This is a genomic window from Pseudomonas sp. AC463 (genome assembly GCF_979253585.1).
Genome location: NZ_CEEDDZ010000007.1, coordinates 56,553 through 77,840, shown reverse-complemented (window position 1 = coordinate 77,840; position 21,288 = coordinate 56,553). Strand labels below are relative to the sequence as shown.

At 59.4% G+C, this 21,288-nt stretch carries 30 protein-coding genes; 24 read left to right on the top strand and 6 right to left on the bottom strand.

Translation table 11 applies throughout. The features are described from left to right. Window positions 1–3: 3 nt before the first annotated feature. The 9 genes from AC0IYH_RS10610 (at window position 4) to AC0IYH_RS10570 (ending at window position 7,685) form a co-directional block, all read left to right on the top strand. Complete coding sequence (locus AC0IYH_RS10610; RefSeq protein WP_471834212.1) at window positions 4–561, top strand: DUF4376 domain-containing protein; 558 nt, start codon at window positions 4–6, stop codon at window positions 559–561. Continuing rightward, on the top strand, window positions 558–935 hold the full coding sequence (locus AC0IYH_RS10605) for a DUF1353 domain-containing protein (protein WP_269131716.1): 378 nt from the start codon (window positions 558–560) through the stop codon (window positions 933–935). Before AC0IYH_RS10610 ends, AC0IYH_RS10605 begins: the two co-directional genes overlap by 4 nt. A gap of 108 nt (window positions 936–1,043) precedes the next feature. Continuing rightward, the gene (locus tag AC0IYH_RS10600; protein ID WP_471834211.1) at window positions 1,044–2,219 is read left to right on the top strand and encodes a phage tail sheath protein; all 1,176 of its coding nucleotides are present in this window, start codon (window positions 1,044–1,046) and stop codon (window positions 2,217–2,219) included. Between the two features lie 57 nt (window positions 2,220–2,276). Further along, window positions 2,277–2,792 (top strand): phage major tail tube protein, encoded by a 516-nt coding sequence (locus AC0IYH_RS10595; RefSeq protein ID WP_276197073.1) that lies wholly within the window; start codon window positions 2,277–2,279, stop codon window positions 2,790–2,792. 50 nt (window positions 2,793–2,842) lie between these two features. Beyond that, on the top strand, window positions 2,843–3,178 hold the full coding sequence (locus AC0IYH_RS10590; protein ID WP_213552089.1) for a phage tail assembly protein: 336 nt from the start codon (window positions 2,843–2,845) through the stop codon (window positions 3,176–3,178). Between the two features lie 8 nt (window positions 3,179–3,186). Continuing rightward, the gene (locus AC0IYH_RS10585; protein ID WP_083207100.1) at window positions 3,187–3,306 is read left to right on the top strand and encodes a GpE family phage tail protein; all 120 of its coding nucleotides are present in this window, start codon (window positions 3,187–3,189) and stop codon (window positions 3,304–3,306) included. Continuing rightward, window positions 3,296–5,971 carry a phage tail tape measure protein gene (locus tag AC0IYH_RS10580; RefSeq protein WP_471834208.1) on the top strand — a complete coding sequence of 892 codons (2,676 nt, stop codon included), beginning with the start codon at window positions 3,296–3,298 and terminating at the stop codon, window positions 5,969–5,971. The genes AC0IYH_RS10585 and AC0IYH_RS10580 overlap by 11 nt, the downstream gene beginning before the upstream one ends. A 5-nt stretch (window positions 5,972–5,976) precedes the next feature. After that, on the top strand, window positions 5,977–6,417 hold the full coding sequence (locus AC0IYH_RS10575) for a phage tail protein (RefSeq protein ID WP_213552085.1): 441 nt from the start codon (window positions 5,977–5,979) through the stop codon (window positions 6,415–6,417). After that, window positions 6,414–7,685, top strand: a complete 1,272-nt coding sequence (locus tag AC0IYH_RS10570; protein WP_471834206.1) for a phage late control D family protein — start codon at window positions 6,414–6,416, stop codon at window positions 7,683–7,685. Before AC0IYH_RS10575 ends, AC0IYH_RS10570 begins: the two co-directional genes overlap by 4 nt. A gap of 32 nt (window positions 7,686–7,717) precedes the next feature. Here the strand turns inward: AC0IYH_RS10570 and AC0IYH_RS10565 are convergent, their stop codons facing one another. The 3 genes from AC0IYH_RS10565 to AC0IYH_RS10555 form a co-directional block, all read right to left on the bottom strand. Further along, the gene (locus AC0IYH_RS10565; RefSeq protein ID WP_213552081.1) at window positions 7,718–7,882 is read right to left on the bottom strand and encodes a hypothetical protein; all 165 of its coding nucleotides are present in this window, start codon (window positions 7,880–7,882) and stop codon (window positions 7,718–7,720) included. 137 nt (window positions 7,883–8,019) lie between these two features. Next, on the bottom strand, window positions 8,020–8,544 hold the full coding sequence (locus AC0IYH_RS10560) for a hypothetical protein (RefSeq protein WP_213552080.1): 525 nt from the start codon (window positions 8,542–8,544) through the stop codon (window positions 8,020–8,022). Window positions 8,545–8,624: 80 nt separating this feature from the next. Then, entirely contained in the window at window positions 8,625–8,972 is a 348-nt protein-coding gene (locus tag AC0IYH_RS10555; RefSeq protein ID WP_213552079.1) for a helix-turn-helix domain-containing protein, read from the bottom strand. Window positions 8,973–9,057: 85 nt separating this feature from the next. On the opposite strand from AC0IYH_RS10555, the gene AC0IYH_RS10550 reads away from it, so the two are divergent. From AC0IYH_RS10550 to AC0IYH_RS10495, 12 genes are all read left to right on the top strand, one after another. Continuing rightward, on the top strand, window positions 9,058–9,273 hold the full coding sequence (locus tag AC0IYH_RS10550) for a DNA-binding protein (RefSeq protein WP_065882224.1): 216 nt from the start codon (window positions 9,058–9,060) through the stop codon (window positions 9,271–9,273). Between the two features lie 29 nt (window positions 9,274–9,302). Then, window positions 9,303–9,773 carry a YmfL family putative regulatory protein gene (locus tag AC0IYH_RS10545; protein WP_471834203.1) on the top strand — a complete coding sequence of 157 codons (471 nt, stop codon included), beginning with the start codon at window positions 9,303–9,305 and terminating at the stop codon, window positions 9,771–9,773. Next, window positions 9,773–10,060 (top strand): Ogr/Delta-like zinc finger protein, encoded by a 288-nt coding sequence (locus AC0IYH_RS10540; RefSeq protein WP_093514586.1) that lies wholly within the window; start codon window positions 9,773–9,775, stop codon window positions 10,058–10,060. The genes AC0IYH_RS10545 and AC0IYH_RS10540 overlap by 1 nt, the downstream gene beginning before the upstream one ends. Then, entirely contained in the window at window positions 10,060–10,431 is a 372-nt protein-coding gene (locus tag AC0IYH_RS10535) for a hypothetical protein (RefSeq protein ID WP_057709692.1), read from the top strand. Before AC0IYH_RS10540 ends, AC0IYH_RS10535 begins: the two co-directional genes overlap by 1 nt. A gap of 76 nt (window positions 10,432–10,507) precedes the next feature. Further along, window positions 10,508–10,741, top strand: a complete 234-nt coding sequence (locus tag AC0IYH_RS10530; protein WP_105522435.1) for a hypothetical protein — start codon at window positions 10,508–10,510, stop codon at window positions 10,739–10,741. 6 nt (window positions 10,742–10,747) lie between these two features. Then, window positions 10,748–13,462, top strand: a complete 2,715-nt coding sequence (locus AC0IYH_RS10525) for a toprim domain-containing protein (RefSeq protein ID WP_471834200.1) — start codon at window positions 10,748–10,750, stop codon at window positions 13,460–13,462. A gap of 30 nt (window positions 13,463–13,492) precedes the next feature. Continuing rightward, window positions 13,493–13,699, top strand: a complete 207-nt coding sequence (locus AC0IYH_RS10520) for a hypothetical protein (RefSeq protein ID WP_105522589.1) — start codon at window positions 13,493–13,495, stop codon at window positions 13,697–13,699. Between the two features lie 55 nt (window positions 13,700–13,754). After that, on the top strand, window positions 13,755–14,066 hold the full coding sequence (locus tag AC0IYH_RS10515) for a hypothetical protein (RefSeq protein ID WP_105522436.1): 312 nt from the start codon (window positions 13,755–13,757) through the stop codon (window positions 14,064–14,066). Between the two features lie 58 nt (window positions 14,067–14,124). Further along, window positions 14,125–14,388, top strand: a complete 264-nt coding sequence (locus AC0IYH_RS10510) for a hypothetical protein (RefSeq protein ID WP_105522437.1) — start codon at window positions 14,125–14,127, stop codon at window positions 14,386–14,388. A gap of 2 nt (window positions 14,389–14,390) precedes the next feature. Next, on the top strand, window positions 14,391–15,017 hold the full coding sequence (locus AC0IYH_RS10505) for a hypothetical protein (protein WP_471834197.1): 627 nt from the start codon (window positions 14,391–14,393) through the stop codon (window positions 15,015–15,017). After that, window positions 15,014–15,265, top strand: a complete 252-nt coding sequence (locus tag AC0IYH_RS10500; RefSeq protein ID WP_471834196.1) for a hypothetical protein — start codon at window positions 15,014–15,016, stop codon at window positions 15,263–15,265. Before AC0IYH_RS10505 ends, AC0IYH_RS10500 begins: the two co-directional genes overlap by 4 nt. A 10-nt stretch (window positions 15,266–15,275) precedes the next feature. Further along, a complete protein-coding gene (locus AC0IYH_RS10495) occupies window positions 15,276–15,551 on the top strand; it encodes a pyocin activator PrtN family protein (protein ID WP_471834194.1) in 276 nt (91 codons plus the stop codon). On the opposite strand, the gene AC0IYH_RS10490 is transcribed toward AC0IYH_RS10495, so the two are convergent. Then, the gene (locus AC0IYH_RS10490; RefSeq protein WP_105522440.1) at window positions 15,526–16,677 is read right to left on the bottom strand and encodes a site-specific integrase; all 1,152 of its coding nucleotides are present in this window, start codon (window positions 16,675–16,677) and stop codon (window positions 15,526–15,528) included. The genes AC0IYH_RS10495 and AC0IYH_RS10490 overlap by 26 nt on opposite strands. Window positions 16,678–16,780: 103 nt before the next feature. Here AC0IYH_RS10490 and dusA point away from each other — a divergent pair, with 103 nt between their 5' ends. Together dusA and tal are read left to right on the top strand one after the other, a co-directional pair. Continuing rightward, window positions 16,781–17,791 (top strand): tRNA dihydrouridine(20/20a) synthase DusA, encoded by a 1,011-nt coding sequence (gene dusA / locus AC0IYH_RS10485; RefSeq protein ID WP_471834192.1) that lies wholly within the window; start codon window positions 16,781–16,783, stop codon window positions 17,789–17,791. 175 nt (window positions 17,792–17,966) lie between these two features. Next, window positions 17,967–18,893, top strand: coding sequence for a transaldolase (gene tal, locus AC0IYH_RS10480; protein ID WP_122772998.1), 927 nt, complete (start codon window positions 17,967–17,969; stop codon window positions 18,891–18,893). A 117-nt stretch (window positions 18,894–19,010) separates the two neighbouring features. Here tal and rssC read toward each other — a convergent pair whose 3' ends face one another. Together rssC and rssB are read right to left on the bottom strand one after the other, a co-directional pair. Further along, window positions 19,011–19,493 carry an anti-sigma factor antagonist RssC gene (gene rssC / locus AC0IYH_RS10475; protein ID WP_003172602.1) on the bottom strand — a complete coding sequence of 161 codons (483 nt, stop codon included), beginning with the start codon at window positions 19,491–19,493 and terminating at the stop codon, window positions 19,011–19,013. Continuing rightward, entirely contained in the window at window positions 19,493–20,674 is a 1,182-nt protein-coding gene (rssB, locus tag AC0IYH_RS10470) for a two-component system response regulator RssB (RefSeq protein WP_471834190.1), read from the bottom strand. Before rssB ends, rssC begins: the two co-directional genes overlap by 1 nt. Window positions 20,675–20,950: 276 nt before the next feature. On the opposite strand from rssB, the gene AC0IYH_RS10465 reads away from it, so the two are divergent. Next, window positions 20,951–21,247 (top strand): PilZ domain-containing protein, encoded by a 297-nt coding sequence (locus AC0IYH_RS10465; protein WP_122772997.1) that lies wholly within the window; start codon window positions 20,951–20,953, stop codon window positions 21,245–21,247. Window positions 21,248–21,288 lie beyond the last annotated feature (41 nt).

The window sequence follows — 21,288 nt, the reverse complement described above, 5'->3', positions numbered from 1 at the left end:
TCAATGAAACGTTTTTACAGCGCAAGCACGCAATCGAGCTACCTGCTTGGCATGCACTCTGACATTCCGGCAGATGCTGTTGAGATTACCGAGGCGCTATACCTGTCGGTAATTGGCGATCCCGCACCTGGGAAGATCCGGGCTCATGATGAGAGTGGCCTACCCTACCTGATAGATGCGCCGATACAGCCGATTGTCGTGACAGGGAGCCAGATAGATGCAGAGCGTGACCGCCGGATCGACGCTGGCATAACGTTCGATGGGGTGCTCTATCAGTCGAAAACGACCGACCGAGAGAATATTGCAGGAGCTGCCCAAATGGCGTTCATGGCAGTGGTAGCAGGCGTTCACCCCGGCAACTTGCGCTGGTCAAACCCGGACCAAGACTTCGCCTGGATCTGCGCCGAAAACACCCTGGTGCCCATGGACGCACAGACCGTTGTGGAGTTCGGGCGAGCCGCCGCCCTGCGGAAGTCGGAACTGATCTACGCCGGTCGCGCATTGAAGGATCTGCCGGAGACTCCTGAGAACTTCACCGATGACGTGTGGTGGCCGGCGTGAGCAAGTTCCTGAACACCCTCAAAACCGAACAGGACGGCAAGTGGGAACGCACGCTGCTGGACGAGCTGTCGCTGCAGGACGACGAGCACGGCCTGATCACGGTACCATCGGGCTTCAGGACCGACTTCGCCAGCATCCGTTTCTTGCACAACATATTCCTGTTCGTGCTGTATGCGCTGCTCGCCGGCTACGGTAACTACGCCGCCACCGTGCACGACTGGCTCTACACCACCGGTCCCCTCACGCGCAAACAGGCCGACGCCGTGTTGTACCGTGGCTTGCGCGCCGAAGGGATCGCACGCTGGCGGGCCTGGCTGTTCTGGGCCGGTGTACGCATTGGCGGCGCTAAGCGCTACAAGATCACCCCCGCCTGATCGTCCGCCACCTGTAACCCCCATTCCTACAAGTCCGCACGCTCGCCCATCCGGCGCGCGCGCGGCAGCCTGTGCACTGTCATTCCATCACAGCGCAGGCAACCACCCATGGCCGGTTCAGACTATCTCCACGGCGTGCGGGTTCTCGAACTCAACGACGGCACCCGCCCCATTCGCACCATCGCAACCGCAGTCATCGGCCTGGTATGTACGGCTGAAGATGCAGACCCGCTCGCTTTCCCGCTGGACACCCCTGTCCTGCTGACCAATGTGCAAACCGCCATCGCCAAAGCCGGCGTGAAAGGCACCTTGGCGATGAGCCTGCAGGCCATCGCGGACCAGACCAAGCCCTACACCATCGTGGTGCGGGTCAAGGAAGGCGCAGACGAAGCCGCCACCACCAGCGCCCTGATCGGCACCACCACCGCCGACGGCAAGTACACCGGCATGAAAGCCCTGCTCGCCGCCAAGGCCCGAGTGGGCATGACGCCGCGCATTCTCGGTGTGCCAGGCCTCGACAGTCAGCCGGTGGCCACCGCCCTGGTATCGATCGCCAAGGACCTGCGCGCCTTCGCCTACGTCAGTGCGTGGGACTGCAAAACCAAGGAAGAGGTGGTCGCCTATCGCGAAAACTTCGGCGCCCGTGAAGTCATGGTGATCTGGCCGGAGTTCCAGAACTGGGACACGGTCACCAGCGCGACCGTCACCGCGTCGGCAGTAGCCCGTGCGCTGGGCCTGCGGGCGCTGATCGATAAAGACATCGGCTGGCACAAAACCATCTCCAACGTCGCCGTCAACGGCGTGACCGGTATCAGCGCCGACGTGTTCTGGGACCTGCAGAACCCGGCCACCGACGCCAACTACCTCAACAGCAACGAGGTCACCACCCTGATCAACGAGGGCGGTTTCCGCTTCTGGGGTAGCCGCACGTGCAGCGACGATCCGCTGTTCGCGTTCGAAAACTACACCCGAACCGCGCAGATCATCGCCGACACCATGGCCGAAGCGCACATGTGGGCCATGGACAAGCCGATGCACGCGTCCCTGGTCAAAGACATCATCAACGGGATCAACGCCAAGTTCCGCGAGCTGATTGCACAGGGTTACCTGATCGGCGGACAGTGCTGGTACCCGGAAGACATCAACGATAAGGACACCCTCAAGGCCGGCAAGCTGACCCTCGACTACGACTACACCCCCGTGCCGCCCCTGGAAGACCTCACGTTGCGTCAGCGAATCACCGACCGCTACCTGATGCAGTTCGCCGCCGCAATCGCTGCTTAAACCGGGCCTCCCCGCGAGGGGAGTTAACCCTGTGCCATAACTCCGGAGATCCCCGCCATGGCCATGCCTCACAAACTGAAAAACATGAACCTGTTCAACGATGGCGGCAGCTACGCAGGCAAGGTCAAGACCGTCACCCTGCCCGCCTTGGGCCGCAAGATGGAGGCCTGGCGCGCCGCCGGCATGAATGGCCCCGTCAAGGCTGACTTGGGCATGTCCGACGACGGTATCCAGCTGGAATGGAAGCTGGGTGGCCTGGATCTGATCGTGCTCAAGCAGTTCGGCGCCGTCAACGCAGCGGGTATTGCCCTGCGCTTCGCTGGAGCCTTCCAGCAGGACGACACCGGTGAAATCAGCGCCGTGGAGGTGACCGTTCGCGGCCGTCACGAAACCATTGAAATGGGTGACGCCACACCTGGTGAAGACACCGAACACTCTGTCACCACCACCTGCACCTACTACAAGCTGACCGTCGACAACGAAGACATCATCGAAATCGACCTGCTCAACTTCATCGAGAAGGTCGGCGGCGTCGACATGCTGGAGAAACAGCGCAGCGCCATCGGCCTTTGATCGGCGGCATCGATCGCTAACCGCATACCCTCACCAACCGGAGCTTTCCCATGAAACCCGCAGCTACCGAACAACCAGACGTACAACCCCTGGCCGACGACAACACTGTCATCCTCGACACGCCGATCCGCCGTGGCACCACCTCCATCGACAGCATCACCTTGCGCAAGCCCAACTCGGGCGAGCTGCGTGGCGTGAGCCTGTCCGAGCTTTTGCAGATGGACGTCAACAGCTTGGTCAAGGTCGTACCGCGCATCAGCAGCCCCACCCTCACCGCCGTCGAAGTTACGTCGATGGACCCTGCCGATCTGTTCGCGCTCGGCACCAAGGTGTGCGGTTTTTTGTTACAGAAATCGATGAAGACGGACGCATCCCTCGTTGCGTAGAAGACGCCATGGCCGACCTGGCCGTGGTTTTTCACTGGGCTCCAGCTGACATGGATCAGTTGGGCCTGAAGGAACTGATGGACTGGCGCGAGCGCGCCAGGGTGCGGAGCTCCACCGATGGGAAATGATCTGAGACTACAGGTGCTGCTCAGTACCATCGACAAGGCTACCCGCCCGCTGAAGCACATCAGCGAAGGGGGCATCGAGACAGCGCGTGCCCTCAAGGCCGCTCGCGACCGCCTGAAAGAACTCACCTCCCAGCAGAAAGACGTCAGCGCCTGGCGGGCTCAGCGAGCAGCTGCCGAGCAAACCGGTGCTTCGCTCACTGCTGCACGCGATCGAGTCAAATCCCTCAGCCAGGAACTCGCCGCGACCGACGCGCCGACCAGGGCAATGACCCGCAGCTTCCAGGCAGCGGTGCGCGAGGCCACCCGGCTCAAGCAACAGCACCAGCAACAGAACGTGCAGTTGCAAGGGCTTCGATCGAAGCTCTACGAAGCCGGCATCAGCACTAAAAATCTCGGTACCCACGAGCGCCAGCTTCGCGAGCAAATCAACTCCACCAACGCCAGCATCAGTACGCAATCCAAGCGCATGGCCGAGCTGAGTGCCCAGCATAAGCGTGCGGCGGCTGCTCGCAGCCAGATGGAGAAGACCCAGCGCGCCGCCGGTAACCTTGCCGTGAACGGCGCCGCCGGCTTGGGTGTTGGCTACGCAGCCAGCCGCCCCATCGCCGCCGCAGTGAAAGCCTTTGCGCCCAATGAGGATTCCGCCACACAGCTCAAAGTGTCGATGATGGACAACACCGGCAAGGTCTCCGAGGACTTCCAAAAGATCACGGATCTGGCCACCAAGCTGGGCGACCGCTTGCCAGGCACCACGGCTGACTTCCAGAACATGATGACGATGCTCCGGCGCCAGGGCATCAGCGCACAGAGCATCCTCGGCGGTACTGGTGAAGCCGCAGCGTACTTGGGCGTCCAGTTGAATATGGGAGCGACGGAGGCGGCTGAGTTTGCCGCCAAGATGCAGGACGCCACGCGTACCAGCGAAAAGGACATGATGGGGCTGATGGATACCATCCAACGCGGCTTCTACGCTGGTGTTGATCCAACAAACATGCTGCAGGGCTTCAGCAAGATTGCCCCAGTGATGGACGTGATCAAGAAGTCAGGGATCGATGCTGCAAAAGAACTGGCGCCGCTGCTCATCATGATGGACCAGGCCGCTATGGACGGTGGCTCCGCAGGCAACGCTTTCCGCAAAATTTTCCAAGCAGGACTGAACCAAGACAAAGTCGACAAAGCGAACAAAGCGCTCGCGAAATCTAACCCAGGGAAGTCGTTCAAGTTTACGGATGACAAGGGCAACTTTGCTGGCCTAGAAAATCTGTATGCGCAAATTGAGAAGCTGAAAGGCCTGAACGATATCGATCGAACAGAAATAAAACAGACGCTGTTCGGGGATGATGCGGAGACGATGTCGACTCTGGACGCCATGATGAACAAAGGTCTGGCGGGATATCGGGAAGTCCAGCAGAAGCTGCAAACTCAAGCTGACCTGCGCACCCGCGTCAACGAACAACTCGGCACCCTGACCAACGTGATGGAGGCTGCGGAGGGCAGCTTCACCAATGCCATGGCGGAATTCGGTGCTGCGGTCGCCCCGGACCTGAAAGATCTGATCAACACCTTGGGCGCAATCGCCAATAGCATCGGCACCTGGGCCCGGGAGAACCCTAAATTGGCCGGGGGGCTGGTCAAGGTCGTGGCTGCAATTGCTGCGATGGCATTCGTTTTCGGCGGTTTGGCGCTGACTATGGCAAGCATGCTGGGGCCGTTCGCAGTGCTGCGTTACGGCATGACCATGTTCGGTCTCCAGGGTGGCGGCATCACCAAAATGCTCGGCCGGTTGATGCCCACGCTGACCGGGCTGGCGCGCAATGCGTTCCCGATGTTTGCCCAGGGTGTTCGTATGGTCGCCTCGACAATGGGCGGCGCCCTGCTGACCGCCCTGCGCACCGTCGGCGTGGCTCTGTGGGGTCTGGCAGCGAACCCAATCGTTCTGATCATCGCCGCCGTGGTCGCCGCGCTCGCCGGCGGGGCCTACCTGATCTACAAAAACTGGGATGCGGTGAAGAACTACTTCGCCAACGCCTGGACCGAGATCAAAGCGGGTTTCGATGGTGGGATCGGCGGCATCATCACCACCCTGGTCAACTTCAGCCCGCTCGGTTTGTTGTATCAAGCGTTTGCCGGCGTCATGAGTTACCTAGGCATCGAACTGCCCGGCCGCTTCACCGAGTTCGGCGGCATGATCGTCAACGGCCTGATCAATGGGCTGACGGCCGGAATCGGCGCCGTCAAAAACGCCATTGGCTCGATCGGAGACGCCAGCATCGGTTGGTTCAAGGAAAAGCTCGGCATCCATAGCCCGTCGCGGGTGTTTGCGGAGCTTGGCGGGTTCACCATGGCCGGGCTTACTCAGGGCCTTGAGGGAGGGCAGAAAGGCCCGCTGAAGGCCTTGACCAGCATGGGCAAGCAGATGACTGCCGCAGGTACATTGGCCCTCGGCGCCACCGCGATGCCGGCGTTTGCCGTGGATAACGCGCCCCCGATCAGCGGATCGTCTTCAGCCGCTGTTTACGACAGCCACGACACCTACCAAATCACCATCACCGCAGGGCCTGGTACCGACATGCAAAGCTTGGAAAAAAGCCTGCGCACAATTCTGGCCCGCATCGAAAACGAAAAGAAAGCGCGTCAGCGCAGCAAACTCTCCGACCTGGAATAACCACCATGATGATGGCTCTCGGCATGTTCGTGTTCAGCCTCCACACCGCCGCCTACCAGGAGTTGCAACGCCAAACCGATTGGCGCCATGCCAGCAACAGCCGCATTGGTGCAGCGCCCGCGCGGCAATTCGTTGGCCGGGGCGAAGACGCCATCACCCTCCCCGGCATCCTCTTCCCCGAACTAGCCGGCACGGCTCTCAGCCTCGACTCACTGCGCCTGATGGCAAATACCGGCAAGGCCTGGCCCATGGTCGAGGGCACCGGGCGGATCTACGGCCTGTGGGTGATCGAAAGCCTCAGCGAAACCAGGACTATATTTTTCCCCGATGGCACGGCACGGCGCATTGAGTTCACCCTGAGCCTGAAGCGTACCGACGATGACCGTATCGACCTTCTCGGCGCCGGCACCAGCATCGGCGTCAACATCCTGCGGGGCCTACTGTGATCGAGCCCATCATTGCCAAAGTCACCGGTTACCTGCGGAACACCGCAGAACGCTTCGTCCGGGACGCCGCCTATCCGGTGCCGGCCTTCCGGCTCGCCGTCGATGGCCTGGACATCGCCCAAATAATCAGCCCGCGTTTGATGAGCTTGGAGTTGACCGACAATCGCGGCGTCGAGGCCGACCAGCTCAGCATCACCCTCAGCGACCATGACGGCCTGCTGACGATTCCGCCGAAGGGTGCAGTGGTCCGATTGTGGCTGGGCTGGAGCGACACCGGCCTGGTGGACAAAGGCACCTACACCGTCGACGAAACCGAACATAGCGGCGCGCCGGACGTGCTCAGCATCCGCGCTCGATCGGCAGATCTGCGCAAGGGCCTGAAAACCAAGCGCGAGCGCAGTTGGAGCAATACCACCCTCGGCGACGTCCTGGGCGATATCGCCATAGGCAATGGACTCACCGCCACCATCGCTGGCGCGCTCGATGGCTTGCCCATCCTGCAGCTCGACCAAGCCAACGAATCCGACGCCAACCTCATCAGCCGCCTGGGCGAAGAGTTCGACGCGGTGGCCAGCGTCAAGGCCGGGTGCCTGCTGTGCCTGCCGGCGGGTGGCGGCAAGACCGCCAGCGGCATGGACCTGCCCCACATCACCCTCACCCGCGCCGAGGGTGACCAGCACCGCTACCTGCAAGCCGACCGCGACAGCTACGACGGCGTGCGCGCCTTTTACTACGACGTGAACAGCGCCAAGAAACAGGAGGCAATCGCCGGCGGCGGCGACAATCTGAAAGATCTGCGACACACCTACAGCGACCAGCAATCCGCACTGCGCGCTGCCCGGGCGGAATTCCGGCGTCTGCAACGTGGTAGCGCCACGCTGAGTTACACCCTTGCCATGGGCCGGCCGGATCTGATTCCCGAGCTGACGTATACGCTTCAGGGCGTGAAGGCGGAGATCGACGAGATCATTTGGTATGGCGGCAACGTGCAGCACAGCCTTACTGACAGCGGCGGGTACACGGTGAGCCTGGAGCTGGAGAGCAAGCTGCCGGAGGACAACGTTGAAGACCTGGCAGAAGAGAATCGAGGCGATTACACAGGGATCATTGCCTACTACCGAGATCAGAAAACCGGGACGGAAAAGACGATTACGGCGGGGGATCAAACGAAGCCGAGGCGGTTGCGGTGGCTGTACGCCACTGAAAAGACGGCCAAGCGTGCAGTGGATCGAGAATGGAAGAAAGCTCAGGCGGACAAGCAAGTTTAAACCCCGGAACTTGTCCGGGGTCCGCCAGCGAATTAATCAGGGGCCTGAGTGAAGGCCTCCAACAACCGCAACACGTCTTTCTGACGCTGGTGACTGATCGACCTGAACATTGCCAGCAACATCACTTCCTGATCGCTAAGGCTGTTCGCATCTGCGACTTGCGCTTGGCTTTCCGATACACCGCTGTTCTCCATCATGCGAATACTCCTTTCACACGCAACCGGTACCCGGCGCCACCGCGGCGCCGTTGAGGTTTCCCGGGGAACAGCTAATTTCAATCACGTTTTTGTGTGTCATCGCACTACGTGAAAAAAAACTATGAGCCTCTGTTACCTTACAGTTGCCCAGGTCGAGCGCGGACATCAAGGATCTGGTTATTCGCGGGATTGAAGTCACATTCGTAAATGTGTTTTTGAAAGGCACCAAAACCGTTCTGAAACTCGATTTTGTCGCCGATGTAGGTGAGGGTGCCTTGAGATTGATTTAACCAACGGAAATGGCTGAACTTCGGTTCAAAGGTGCCGTCTGTCCATCGGGAACTGTACTTAGCAAGGCGTGCCACAGAGTCCTTGCAATACACACCGACCGCAACAGTGTACTTGTCGCCCGCACATTGAAGGTCTTTACGGCAGGCCGCTTCATCTACCTGCGCTTTTTTCTCGGCGTCCTTATCTTCTGGTTTGTCGCTTTTTCCGCCAGAACACATAGAAACAGTCACGCCAATGATGACCGCTAAAATCAGGAAACCGCCGATGGCGCTTCCTGTCGTAACGCCTGGGTTTGATACGCCACAGTTAGGGCAGGTTTTCGCAGATGCATCAACGGTGTGTTTGCAGGATTTACAAGGCTTCAGCGCCATTCCTCTACTCCTTTAACTTCCATGAAAAAACCGACCATCTTGGTCGGTGTGAAAATCCTCGGCTGCCTCTGTCGACTTGCTTAGTCGCGATTTAAATTCCCCTCCCCATCTGCTGCGTTCGCAAACGCCGAAACCATTCGAAACAGCACCTCACGATCAGCATCTTTAACGCGCTGATACACCTTCAAAAACTGTGCGACTTCCGCACTGATGCTGTCCGATGGTACGGGTTTCCGTTCGCCAGTTACCAAATACAGGATATCTACCCCCAGCGATGCTGCATGGGCTAGATAGGCGGTATCAGGATTCCGGTCGCCCTTCTCGTAGGCAAGTTGAGTGTTTTTAGTCACACCGCATTTTTCCGCCAACACAGTCTGGTTTACACCGATCCGTTGGCGTTCTTCTTTCAGGCGCTCGCCCATAGTCATAAAAGTTGTACCTTAGGCGTTGACAATCCCAATTTACAGGGACAAAATCGCCACATCATCACGCGAAATCACACGAATCCGAACTATGCACGCCACCTACGCACCCGAGCAAGCATGCCAGGCCGCTAGAACCCGCCTGGAAATGAAGGGCATGTCCGTCAAGGACTTCGCCATTCAGTACGGCCTTCATCCTTCAACTGTCTATGCAGTACTGAACGGGCAGAAAAAGTGCCTGCGCGGTGAGGCTCATCGCGCCGCAGTTTTACTAGGCATCAAGAAAGACGGCGTGATTACAAACTAGGGCCTCTGGCTCCAAGGGGAAACCAGAAGATGAAACGCCCAGTTCTAGACAGCAGAAAGAGCGTCGTAATGGCCGTCATCGGCGCCTACCCAGGAGGTCGGTCGTATGCCTCGGCAGACCTCGGCATGCCGCTGAAGAAGTTCGACAACCAGGCCTACGAGAACGCCGGCAGCCGCCCGCTGACCGACGAACACATCCACCGTCTGGAACAGGTCGCCGGCACAACGTTCCTGGCTGATTACATTGCCTCAATGTACGGCGGCATGTTCGTACCGCTGAGCGTCACAGAGAACCTGGACAACGTGGAATTGTATAGCCGCTCGCTCAAGGCCTCGGCCAAGCGCGGCCGGGTCGATCAGATCATGTCTGCGGCTCTGGACGATGGGGTCATTGAAAAGCGTGAAGCCGACGCAATCGTCGCAGCCCTGTTTACTTACATGTCGGCCCGTTACGCCGAGGTGTTTGCGACTATCCAGCTCTACAGCCAGGGAGCTGTCTAGTGAGTACCTACAAACTGGTCTGCCCCCATTGCCACGGCCGCATGCGCATTCGCACTAGCGAAGGCCAGCACATTTTCCTACGTATCGCTTACTTGCAATGCACCAACGAGGCTTGCGGCTTCGTGGCGCGTGCTGAGTTTCAAATGACCCACGAACTAAGCCCCAGCGGCATGCCAAACCCGGCTGTACAGCTACCAGTCGCAGACGTGGTCATTCGCCGCCAGACAATGAAAACCGCCAACGATCAACCCGATCTGCTGGACCAACTGGAAATGGAGCGCGCGTGATGAACCTCGATCAACAGACTCATGACTACCGCAGCAGCATGCAACAAGCCGCTTTCGCTTACCTGCAACGCCACGAGGCTGAACACCTGGTGGATTCCGATTTGCTGTTCGATCGCTGCATTCGCCACCTGACCCTTGCGTTGGAAGTGCCTGTGTTCATGGCGCCAAAGCTTGTACACAACGCATGGACTGAACTGCAGATGATCAAAAAGCGCCGTTGGATAGGCGTTGACTGGGCCACTGGGGCTGACAGCACCCGTGTGCACCTGGTGGATGTTCTGGCGGATCAACGTTTCCCCGTCCCGGCTCGTTTTCTACCGCAAAAAATGCTCGACCAGCGCAACGCCGTACACAAGCCACACCCTCAGTAACGCTCCCTTTTAAACCCCCGCCCTGCCCCGATCCCAATGGGTTTGGGTGAGCTTTGCCCGCAATCCGAGGTGGACCATGGAAATCGACATCGCCATCACCGCAAAACTGCCCCGCGCCCAGGCCGAGGCACTGCTCAAAGACCTGCGCGCGCAGTACGCGGTGCTGTTCAACGAGCATTGGTATGACGACCGCTTTCGCATGATCCCCGAGGGTTTGCGGCACGGCTCGTTGCTGGTGGCCTTCCCTGCGATGGCTGCACGAAAAAGCCTGATAGGCGCCCTTAAACATAGCCTCGGCGAAGTGAAGTAAGCCCCAATGACAATGGAATACGAGTTGCGCGCCGACATCCTGGACCGCCTGAAATCCGATTACGGTTTCAAGCACAAGGCCGGCCAATACATGCGGGAAGGCAAATGCCCAGCCTGCAATAAAAAAGAACTGTACGCTTTCCATGACGCGCCATGGGTCATCCGATGCGGTCGTGGCAAGTGCGGCCAGACCTGGCACGTCAAAGAAATTTATGAGGATCTGTTCAACGACTGGAGCAGCCGCGCCCCAGCCACTGAGCAACATCCAAACGCCACCGCACGCGCTTATCTGGAATTTGCCCGGGGCTTCCGCTTCGACGTCATTCAGGGCTGGTTCACCCAGGACTCGTACTTTTCCACCGAGCTGAACGAAGGTAGCGCCACAGTGCGGTTCGCACTGGATAAAGGTGGTTACTGGGAGCGGCTGATTGACCGTCCGCACCGCTTCGGAAAGATGAAAGCCCGTTTCAAACCCGGCGACAGCCCGCGTGGCGTTTGGTGGTGCCCGCCGTGCGTTGAGCTGCTGGACGTCAAGGAGCTGTGGATTGTTGAGGGCATCTTTGACGCTATCGCATTGGTGCACAACGGCATAGCGGCGGTTTCAGCAATGTCATCCGGCGCCTATCCCGAAGAATCACTGAAGGAACTTGCTCGCCAACGCGGTGGCAAGCTGCCCAAGCTGATCTGGGCTCTGGACAACGAGCCAGGGGCTCACCGGTACACCAAGCGCTGGGTGCGTGAGGCACGCGCCCTGGGCTATGTCTGCGAAGCGGCACAAATCCCCCAGCCTGACAGCCGCAAGGTCGACTGGAACGACCTGCACCAGCGTTGGCAGTTTGTCGATGGCGATGAGCAGCGCGCTAAACAGGTCGAAAAGGATTTGGACAATGCCCGCTATCACGGCGACCTGCTCCTGGCTGAAAGCGCCTCAGAGAAAGGCGTACTCATGTACGACCATTTTGAGCGCCACGAATTTTTCTTCGGGTTCGAGAGTCGGCTTTACTGGTTCAAAATGGACTTTGAAAAATTCAACAAAGCCATGCAGGCGCTGGAGACTTCCGAACGCCAGGAAGACCAGTTGCTCAACGACAAACAACGCCGAGACAAGGCTCTACGCCAGTGCGGCGGCGTGGTCGAAATCGCCAACTGCTACCCCCAGGCCCTGTACTTTCAACGCAACGAAGTGACAGACGAGTCCTGGTACTACTTCCGCGTGGACTTCCCGCATGACGGTGGCAGCGTTAAAAACACATTCACCGGTGGGCAGGTTGCCGCCGCCAGCGAGTTCAAAAAACGCCTGCTGAGCATGGCCGCAGGGGCGGTGTTTACCGGCAGCGGGCAGCAGCTCGACAAGATCATGAAAGACCAGCTCTACGGCCTGAAAACCGTGGAGACCATCGACTACGTGGGCTACAGCAAGGAACACGGCGCCTACGTGTTCGGCGACCTCGCCATGCGTAACGGGATTGTCAGCCAGGTCAACAAGGAAGACTTTTTCGAGTTCGGCAAGCTGCGCCTGAAGACGCTGCAGAAATCGATCGCAATGCATATCCAGCGTGATGCCAAGCATTACCGCAGTGACTGGCTGCCAATGCTCTGGATGTGCTTCGGCGCCAAAGGCATTGTCGCTCTGGCTTTTTGGTTTGGCTCGCTGTTCGCCGAGCAGATCCGCGCGCAGTACAAATCCTTTCCATTTCTGGAAGTCACGGGCGAAGCCGGCGCCGGTAAAACCACGCTGCTGATGTTCCTGTGGAAATTGCTGGGCCGCGAATACGAAGGCTTCGACCCGTCTAAATCAACCCGAGCAGGCCGCCAGCGCGCTATGGGCCAAGTATCCAACATGCCGGTAGTGCTGATCGAGGGCGACCGCAATGAGCCGGACAAAGCGCATGCCAAGGGCTTCGACTGGGACGAGCTGAAAGACTTTTTCGGCGGCGGCACCCTGGGCACCAAGGGCATGAAAACCAGCGGCAACGAGACCTACGAACCACCGTTTCGAGGGACCATCGCCATCAGCCAAAACGCCGACGTCAGCGCCTCTGAAGCGATCCTGACCCGGATTATCAAAACCCACTTTGCACGCCCGGACGTGACCACCGAGAGCCGTGCAGCGGCAGACAATCTCAACCTGATCCCAGTGGAGCAGCTCAGCCATTTCCTGCTGATGGCCGTGCGTGCCGAAGCCCAGATCATGGCGAAATTTGCCGAACGGGTTCTGGTGCACGAACAACACCTGCGCAAGCTCAAGGAAATACGCGTCGAACGGATCATAAAGAACCACAGCCAGATCATGGCCCTGGTGGACTGCATGTGCCTGATTTGCCCGCTGAGTGAAAACCAACGGATCACAACCCACCAGGCCCTGACGGTCATGGCTTTGGAACGCCAGTCCGCGATCAGCGCCGACCATCCGCTGGTGGCCGAATTCTGGGAAGTCTACGAGTACCTCGAAAGCCTGGGCGATGGCCCGCAGGTCAATCACAGCACCGACCCCAAGTTGATCGCCATCAACCTCAACGAGTTCGCCGAGCTAGCCAGCATCCATCGCCAGAACCTGGCCGACCTCAAGACCTTGCGTTCCCTGCTGACGGAGAGCCGCAGCAGAAAGCTGCTGGAAACCAACAAGTCAACGTACAGCGCGGTCCGCGCCTCTCAAAGCGCCGGCAATGCCTTGTTCAATAAACCATTAACCGTGCGCTGCTGGGTGTTCAAGAGCACGTAGCTACTGGGGTGACTCAGTGAGGGAATGACCATGAAATGGGCAGTAAAACGAAACAGAGACGGGCAAGTGCAGCAGAACTGCTGGATCACCGACAACGGTTACACCGTCGCCGAGTGCCGGTTGCCTGAGTCGCGCTACCCCGTGACTCGACCAGGGGGAGAACTCCCGTTCGCTTATGCGAGGGACCGTGCCGAAGTCGTCGCGATTATTGAGCAGGATATGGCCGACGAAGCCTGACAACCACACATGGGGCTGCAACCCCTCGACACCGACCACCCAAAGGAGAAGCACCATGCACGTACAAGTCATCACCGGCGACGGCCAACAGGGCGAAACCAACCGCCTTCGGCACCTGAAAGAGCTGAAGGACTGGTTTAACGAGTCCGGGAAGATCGTTCACGCCGAAGCATACGACCCAGCCGGCCTGGTCGCGATCCTGGAGGTTCGTGCGGTAAGCGACAAAGAAATTCTGGTGCTTGAGTGCAGCCGGGAACAGATCCAGGCAGTCCTGGAATGGCAGTCGGCAACGGATGAAGTCGTTGAATTTGAAAACCTGCTGCTGCACCTGGTGCGGAAGCAAAACCCAACCGGCGAATGCCAGTAAGAAGGTGGTGCCGAGGGGCTGCAACCCCTCGACACCGACCACCCAAAGGAGAAGCACCATGCAAGTGAATCAACCCCAAGGCGGCACCGCAGAGGCTACCACAACCCCGATGGCTGTCGGCGACAAGGTCTGCTACGTCGCTATGAGCGGTGGTGGCCAGCAATACCAGCTCAGTGCTCGTACCGGCGTCATAGAAGCGATCGATGGCAGCGTTGCCACCGTGCGAGCAACGAACGGTCGTAGCATCACAAAACCGCTCAACAAACTGACCCCGGACGGCAAGCCCAATGCACTGACGCGCATGCTCATGGGAGGCCAATGATCATGTCTGACCTCTTCTTCTTGCAGGACAGCCGCAGCAATGTCGGCAGCCGAGCCATTTTCTGGCGAGAGGGTGGCGGCTACACCTCGAACCTCAACGAGGCTGAGCAATTCAAGCGCGAGCCCGCGGTCAAGCAGTACGAATGCCGCGAAACCGACCTGCCCTGGCCAGTGGAGTACGTCCGCACCCGGGCAGAGGTCGGCGTTGACTGCCAGTACCTCACCAAGTCAGAGGCCGAGGCCTACCGCAACGAAGACGGCCGCGTATATGTCGCCTACGCACGCGAGTGGGACGGCAATGATCTGGTGTGGCGCGGCGGCAAAGGCCCAACCGCCAACCTGCATAACGCCATCCACCCCGGTGCGGCAGATGCCGCTGGTTACCTGGCCCAAGGCTTTGAGCTTTGGCCATGCGGATACATCGTCGAGCGCTCCCGGCCGGTGGTCCCGGCCGCGCTGCTCGACCACAGGCAGGCACTGCGCTCAGTCGGCCTCAAGCTGCCCACGATCAAGCGCCCGCGCAACCGCACCTACAGCGACCGGCTTAACTGCGAAGGCTGCGGGCGTTTTCTCAGCGAACGTCAGCGTTTCGACGACTGCCCGAACTGCGGCGCAGGGAACGCACCATGACCGTATTTCTTTTGCTTTACCTGTGCGCGGATGCGACCCGTACGGATTGCCAGGTGATTAGGGCTGATAGCTGGAGCGGACCTCACGCCTACGAGCAATGCGTCGAAGTCTTGCCAGGTCTGACTGAGGCGCTGACTGCGCCCAATCGGAAACGCCATCGGTTTGTTTGCGAGATCCAGGGCGACGGACCAAAGCCTGCAGAACACAAAGCGCTGCTGGCCTTCATTCATCAATCGTTACGGATGTGAGGGGATCACCATGAACACAGCCTTAATTCTCATGGCCCAATACGACGGCCAGGCGATTATCTCGCTGGAGCTGGTTTGCCGAGATTACTTCACGCACCTGACGCCGGACATGTTCCAGCGCAAGGTGATGAGCGGTCAGATCAAGTTGCCCATTACACGCCTGGAACCGAGCCAGAAATCGGCCAAAGGCATCCACCTCACCGACCTCGCTGCCTACCTCGACTTGCAGCGCGCCGCCGCTGTGAAGGAACACAACCAGCTCAACGGGATAAAACACGCCGTTTGAGCCACTTCTCTGATGCGGCGCCCAGTTGGACGGGCGCCCTCAGTATCTTTTCGTGCCATTCCCAACCCACATAACGGTCACCCTTGCCACGCAGGTGGGTGTACCGCCGCATAGAATTCCAATCTCGGTGGCCGGACACACTCGCCACTCGCGGGATGTCCCAATCCATCTCAAACAGGCGGCTGACGCCTTCATGGCGAAGGTCGTGGAAGTGCAGGTCCGCGATGGTCAAGAACTTGCAGGCTTTCGCCCAGGACGTGGAGATGGATTCAGGGCTGTAGGGGAAGATGTCTTCGCCGGCCCTCGGCATGGTCTGGAGGATCTGCCACGCCTCGTCCGGTAGGTAGCACCACACGTCGTTGCCGATCTTCTGGCCGGGGTTTTTCATGTCGCGCACCAGCACCCGCTGGCCTGGCACGTCGACGTCGGCCCACCGGATGCGGGTAATTTCATCCAGCCGACGGGTGGAGAACAGGGCAAAGCCCACGACCTTGAGCATATTGATGACGCTCGGGCGCCGCACCTGCATGGCCTGATAGTGCGTCAGCACCTTCGCCAGCTCGTCCAACGTCGGCCGGCGGTCACGCTCGCGGCTTTTCAGGTTGTAGCCCAGTTTGCGCAATACTCGGCGGGCGCCGCCCATGGCGAGCGGGTCGACCTGGTAACCCCATGCGTCTTTGGCGATCGCTAGGACGGCACCGAGGTGCGCCAGGTCGTTGCCGGCGGTTTGCGGCTGGACACCGCCGCCCTCGCTGCTCATCCGAAACAGCGCAAAGTCGACCAGGCATTGGGTGGTGACGTTGGTATCGCTCAGTTGGCCGATGTCCATCTTGCCGATGGCTTCGAGCGTGGCCTTCTTGGTTTTGCCCAACGGCCGGGCCTTTCCCACTTCCAACAGGTACTGATCGATCATGTCTTTGACGGTGACGCCCTTCCGGCTGGCCCGCTCGATCGCACCAGGTTCGTCCAACTCCGATTCGCGCTTGCGCGTCCACGCCAGGGCAGCCTGTTTCCGGGCGAAGGTCTGGCTCTCTTGGTAGACTTGCACTCCGTCGCGTTTGATGCGGATTTGAGCCGTGTAGCTCACAGTCCCATCCGCCAGTTTTCTTGCCCTGATAGTCGCCATATCGAAAGTGGTACGCGTCAGTTTTGAAGTGGTACATCGTACCACCGAGCCTTAAAAAACGCCTGAAAACGCCCTAAAACTCGCCCAGAACACGTTGAGTAAAATGCTAGATAAACAGAGCTTTAGCCCAGCAGAATCAAGCCCCGCACTGTCTCGGCGCTTTAGCGTTGCACCTATGATGGACTGGACCGACCGCCACTGCCGGTTCTTCCTACGCCTGCTGTCCAAACACGCCCTGCTCTACACCGAGATGGTCACCACCGGCGCTATCCTCCATGGCGACCACGACCGCTTCCTGCGCCACAACGAGGCCGAGCACCCGCTTGCGTTGCAGTTGGGTGGTAGTGTGCCGGCAGATTTGGCCGCGTGCGCGCGGATGGCCGAGGCGGCGGGGTATGACGAGGTGAACCTGAACGTCGGCTGCCCGAGCGATCGGGTGCAGAACAATATGATCGGCGCGATCCTGATGGCGCACCCGGCGCTGGTGGCCGATTGCGTGAAGGCGATGCGCGATGCGGTGTCGATTCCGGTGACGGTCAAGCATCGTATCGGCATCAATGGCCGGGACAGTTATGCCGAGCTGTGTGATTTCGTCGGGACGGTGAAGGACGCGGGCTGCACCAGTTTTACCGTGCATGCGCGGATTGCGATTCTGGAGGGGTTGTCGCCCAAGGAGAATCGCGACATTCCACCGTTGCGTTATGACGTGGCAGCGCAGTTGAAGCAGGATTTTGCCGAGCTGGAGATTATTCTCAACGGCGGGATCAAGACGCTGGAGCAGTGCCATGCGCATTTGCAGGCGTTTGACGGCGTGATGCTGGGCCGCGAGGCTTATCACAATCTGTATCTGCTGGCGGAAGTGGACCAGCAGTTGTTTGGCACCTCGCAGCCGGTGATCACCCGGGCTGAGGCGCTGGCGCAGTTGCGACCTTATATTGCCGAGCATCTGGCCAGCGGCGGCTCGATGCATCACATCACGCGGCATGTGCTGGGGTTGGGCACAGGCTTCCCGGGAGCACGCAAGTTTCGGCAGTTGTTGTCGGTGGATATTCACAAGGCCACAGACCCACTTGCATTGCTGGATCAGGCTGGGGCGTTGCTGGAAGGGCGCTGACTGTCATTCGGGTTGAACCTGCCGGCCGTTTTGCCCTCCTATTTACCGCCAAGGCCGGTGATTCAAACGGCTGTTTTCAGGTAGTTGCCCTCGCAAACGATCGAACGCATTTGCGCCCTTGAGCGCCTGCTGGCGCTCGGGTAATGTCATCAGACCCATAGGACAGAGCACGCCCATGACTTCCAAGCTGGAACAACTCAAGCAGTTCACCACCGTAGTAGCGGATACCGGCGACTTTTCCACCCTCGCCAAGCTCAAGCCGCAAGACGCCACCACCAACCCTTCCCTGCTGCTCAAGGCTGCCTCTATCCCGGGCTATGCCAAGCTGCTGGAAGAATGCGTGCAGGACTGCAACGGTGATGTTGGCCTGGCCAGCGACCGTTTTGCGGTGGCAGTGGGTCAAGAGATCCTGAAAGTGGTACCAGGGCGCATCTCCACCGAGGTGGATGCCCGCCTTTCGTTCGACACCGACGCCGTACTCAAGCGCGCGCATCGTCTGATCGACCTGTACGAAAAAGCCGGCGTTGGCCGCGACCGCGTGCTGATCAAGATCGCCGCCACCTGGGAAGGCATCCGCGCCGCGGAGAAGCTGGAAAAAGAAGGCATCCAGACCAACCTGACGCTGCTGTTCTCCTTCGCCCAGGCCGTGGCCTGTGCAGAAGCCGGCGTGTTCCTGATCTCGCCGTTCGTGGGCCGTATCTACGACTGGTACAAGAAGGCCAACGGCAACGACTACACTGGCGCCGATGATCCGGGCGTGCAGTCCGTAACGCGCATCTACAACTACTACAAGGCCAATGGCTACAAAACCGTGGTGATGGGCGCGAGCTTCCGTAACCTCAGTCAGATCGAAGAGCTGGCCGGTTGCGATCGCCTGACCATCAGCCCGGACCTGCTGGAAAAACTCGCCGCTGATACCGGCAAGCTGGAGCGCAAGCTGTCCCCAGGCCATGCCGGTGAGGCCCGCGTGCATTTGAGTGAAGCGCAGTTCCGCTGGGAATCCAACGAAGATGCGATGGCCACCGAGAAGCTGGCCGAGGGTATTCGTCAGTTTGCTCGGGACCAGGAGAAGCTGGAGGCGCTGTTGACTGCCAAGCTGTAAAGCGGGCTCAGCAAAAAGGGCGGTACCTGTGAGGGTACCGCCCTTTTTTATGTGCTGGTCTCAAGCAGGTCACAGCTCAAGCCCCCTCCCACATTTGGAGGGTATTTCAACTACAGCTCAGTGGCGCTCCAGAGCGTTGACGAGGTCGTGGAACGCTTCGCGATTGGACTCGTTCAAGCCCATCAGGATCTTGTGCGCTTCCAGCACCTTGACCCGCACCACTTCCTCGGACTGGTCCTGGGACGGCAGGTCGGTCAGGCATTCCGGGCAAGGGATCGGGCGGTCAACGATGTTGAACACCTGGTCGAAGCCCATGGATTGCAACAGACGGGTGATGTCTTCGTGGGTGGTGACGACCGTTGGCAACAGGCCGACCTTCTGCCGAGACAGAATGGACAACTTGGCCAGCAGGCCAAGGGTGGTGCTATCGATGCTGCGGGTTTCAGTCAGATCGATCACGATCGCCGAAAAATTCAACGCCGTGAAAATCCGCTCAATCGTCGCATCCAGCGCCGAACACAAGGTCAGGCGCACTTCACCGACGAATTTCAGGACAAAAGTCCCGTCTTGCTCGGCGAATTGGATTCTTCCGGTACTCATCAAAGATTCCTGCTCAACACCAATAGGGCGATATCATCCGGCATCTCCCCTAGCGTGGCCAATCCAAAAACCTGCCGCAGGCCATCCAGGCTGCCGCCCGCCGACTTGACCTTTTGAGGCAAGGCGGCTTCTTTCTCTTTGAGTGTAGGCTCTGGAAGAAGGTCCAGGATGCCGTCGGACATCAGCGTAAGGCTGAAGGTCGGTGGCAACTCCAGAATGTGGTCTTCGTAGGTGGCTTCGTTGAACAAGCCCACGGGCAGACCACGCCCCTCCAGGTAGCGCACACTGTCAGGAGTGTACAAAACCGGCATCGGCAGGTGGCCGCCAATGCTGTAGGTCAAAAGACCGGTTTCTTCATCAATCACGCCGCCGACCATCGTCACGTGCTTGCCCAGCTTGCAGCTGATCAGGCCTCGATTGATGTGGCCCAGCACCTCGGAGGGAGTGAACTCCGGCAAGGTGCCATTGCGTTTGGATTCGAACAACAGGCGTGTGGTCATGAACTTCAACAACACGGTGACAAAAGCAGAGGAAGCGCCATGGCCGGAGACATCGGCCAGGTAGAACGCGACGCGCCGCTCATCAACGCGGAAGTAGTCGACAAAATCACCCGACAAGTACAACGACGGGATGATCTGGTGCGCAAACTTGAACTCGGCGATGCTCCACGGGCTGACCGGCAGCATGTTCATCTGCACCTGGCGACCAGCGTTCTGGTCTTCCTGGAGCAGGTTCAGGCTGGCTTCGAGTTCGCGGTTGGCGGTTTCGAGCTTTTCGCGGTAACGCTGATTTTCTACCAGCAGGCGTGCACGATCCAGGGCACGGCGCACCGAGTGCTCCAGCACCGCCAGGTCTTCCAGGGGTTTGATCAGGTAATCGGCGGCGCCCAGGCGCAGGGCCTCGACGGCATCGTTCATCACACCGGCACCGGACACGACAATCACCGGCGTCTGCGGCGCGCGCTCGGTTACCTGACGAATCAGTTCCAAGCCGCCCATCTGGGGCATGCGCAGGTCGCAGATCACGAGGTCGGGCTGGTCGCGCTCGAACACCTGGAGACCCTGTTGGCCATTGCTGGCCTGCAGGACGCTGAAGCCACTGTCTTCCAAATAGGCCGCGAGGCTCGCGCGCACTACTTCGTCGTCATCGATTATCAGCAGCGTGGCACTGGTTTTTTGCATGTGGGCAAACGGCGCCAGAATTAGGTTGGCGTAGGTGGCTCGACAATGGCCGGGCTCACGTACTGGATTCGCTTTCTAGCCTCTCTGTCCTACAAAGCACGGGGTTTTTACCCACGCACAACGGTAAAGCAGAGGTGCCCTTCTAAGGCGCAGACGGTACTCCCATCCGCCAGGGGTTTCAAGCTCATGCCGATGGTCGCCGGGCGTCTTTACACCGCAAATCACTGGGAGTTATAAGAACAGCCACGACCACAACACAAAGTAAGGATGGAACCTATGAGCGAACACGAGCGCGACTACGCCGAAAAACGCGATTTCATCCGCATGCGAGTGGATGCCGATGTGTCGCTGATCCACGCGGGCCAGGAGATTGCCGGGGTGTGCGTGGACCTTTCCAGCTCCGGGATGCAGGTACAGGCACCGCGCCAGTTCCAGGTGGGTGATCGACTGACCGTGCGCATCGATTCGGAGCACGCCGCCCTCAAGGGGCTGGAAGCGGACACCGAAGTGATCTGGACCAAGACCACCGGTGCAGACCAGCACTTGGGCCTCAAGATCCTGAAAATGCGCTGAAACCCGCGCATGAAAAAGGCGACCGTCAGGGTCGCCTTTTT

Coding starts and splice junctions, on each gene's coding strand:
- AC0IYH_RS10610 (WP_471834212.1), top strand. CDS start 4: ATGAAACGTTTTTACAGCGCAAGCACGCAATCGAGCTACCTGCTTGGC.
- AC0IYH_RS10520 (WP_105522589.1), top strand. CDS start 13,493: ATGAAATGGGCAGTAAAACGAAACAGAGACGGGCAAGTGCAGCAGAAC.
- AC0IYH_RS10590 (WP_213552089.1), top strand. CDS start 2,843: ATGAAACCCGCAGCTACCGAACAACCAGACGTACAACCCCTGGCCGAC.
- AC0IYH_RS10490 (WP_105522440.1), bottom strand. CDS start 16,677: ATGGCGACTATCAGGGCAAGAAAACTGGCGGATGGGACTGTGAGCTAC.
- AC0IYH_RS10495 (WP_471834194.1), top strand. CDS start 15,276: ATGAACACAGCCTTAATTCTCATGGCCCAATACGACGGCCAGGCGATT.
- AC0IYH_RS10465 (WP_122772997.1), top strand. CDS start 20,951: ATGAGCGAACACGAGCGCGACTACGCCGAAAAACGCGATTTCATCCGC.
- AC0IYH_RS10565 (WP_213552081.1), bottom strand. CDS start 7,882: ATGATGGAGAACAGCGGTGTATCGGAAAGCCAAGCGCAAGTCGCAGAT.
- AC0IYH_RS10505 (WP_471834197.1), top strand. CDS start 14,391: ATGTCTGACCTCTTCTTCTTGCAGGACAGCCGCAGCAATGTCGGCAGC.
- AC0IYH_RS10560 (WP_213552080.1), bottom strand. CDS start 8,544: ATGGCGCTGAAGCCTTGTAAATCCTGCAAACACACCGTTGATGCATCT.
- rssB (WP_471834190.1), bottom strand. CDS start 20,674: ATGCAAAAAACCAGTGCCACGCTGCTGATAATCGATGACGACGAAGTA.
- AC0IYH_RS10580 (WP_471834208.1), top strand. CDS start 3,296: ATGGGAAATGATCTGAGACTACAGGTGCTGCTCAGTACCATCGACAAG.
- AC0IYH_RS10585 (WP_083207100.1), top strand. CDS start 3,187: ATGGCCGACCTGGCCGTGGTTTTTCACTGGGCTCCAGCTGACATGGAT.
- AC0IYH_RS10545 (WP_471834203.1), top strand. CDS start 9,303: ATGAAACGCCCAGTTCTAGACAGCAGAAAGAGCGTCGTAATGGCCGTC.
- AC0IYH_RS10600 (WP_471834211.1), top strand. CDS start 1,044: ATGGCCGGTTCAGACTATCTCCACGGCGTGCGGGTTCTCGAACTCAAC.
- AC0IYH_RS10555 (WP_213552079.1), bottom strand. CDS start 8,972: ATGACTATGGGCGAGCGCCTGAAAGAAGAACGCCAACGGATCGGTGTA.
- AC0IYH_RS10550 (WP_065882224.1), top strand. CDS start 9,058: ATGCACGCCACCTACGCACCCGAGCAAGCATGCCAGGCCGCTAGAACC.
- AC0IYH_RS10510 (WP_105522437.1), top strand. CDS start 14,125: ATGCAAGTGAATCAACCCCAAGGCGGCACCGCAGAGGCTACCACAACC.
- tal (WP_122772998.1), top strand. CDS start 17,967: ATGACTTCCAAGCTGGAACAACTCAAGCAGTTCACCACCGTAGTAGCG.
- rssC (WP_003172602.1), bottom strand. CDS start 19,493: ATGAGTACCGGAAGAATCCAATTCGCCGAGCAAGACGGGACTTTTGTC.
- AC0IYH_RS10500 (WP_471834196.1), top strand. CDS start 15,014: ATGACCGTATTTCTTTTGCTTTACCTGTGCGCGGATGCGACCCGTACG.
- AC0IYH_RS10525 (WP_471834200.1), top strand. CDS start 10,748: ATGACAATGGAATACGAGTTGCGCGCCGACATCCTGGACCGCCTGAAA.
- AC0IYH_RS10535 (WP_057709692.1), top strand. CDS start 10,060: ATGAACCTCGATCAACAGACTCATGACTACCGCAGCAGCATGCAACAA.
- AC0IYH_RS10595 (WP_276197073.1), top strand. CDS start 2,277: ATGGCCATGCCTCACAAACTGAAAAACATGAACCTGTTCAACGATGGC.
- AC0IYH_RS10575 (WP_213552085.1), top strand. CDS start 5,977: ATGATGATGGCTCTCGGCATGTTCGTGTTCAGCCTCCACACCGCCGCC.
- dusA (WP_471834192.1), top strand. CDS start 16,781: ATGCTAGATAAACAGAGCTTTAGCCCAGCAGAATCAAGCCCCGCACTG.
- AC0IYH_RS10530 (WP_105522435.1), top strand. CDS start 10,508: ATGGAAATCGACATCGCCATCACCGCAAAACTGCCCCGCGCCCAGGCC.
- AC0IYH_RS10515 (WP_105522436.1), top strand. CDS start 13,755: ATGCACGTACAAGTCATCACCGGCGACGGCCAACAGGGCGAAACCAAC.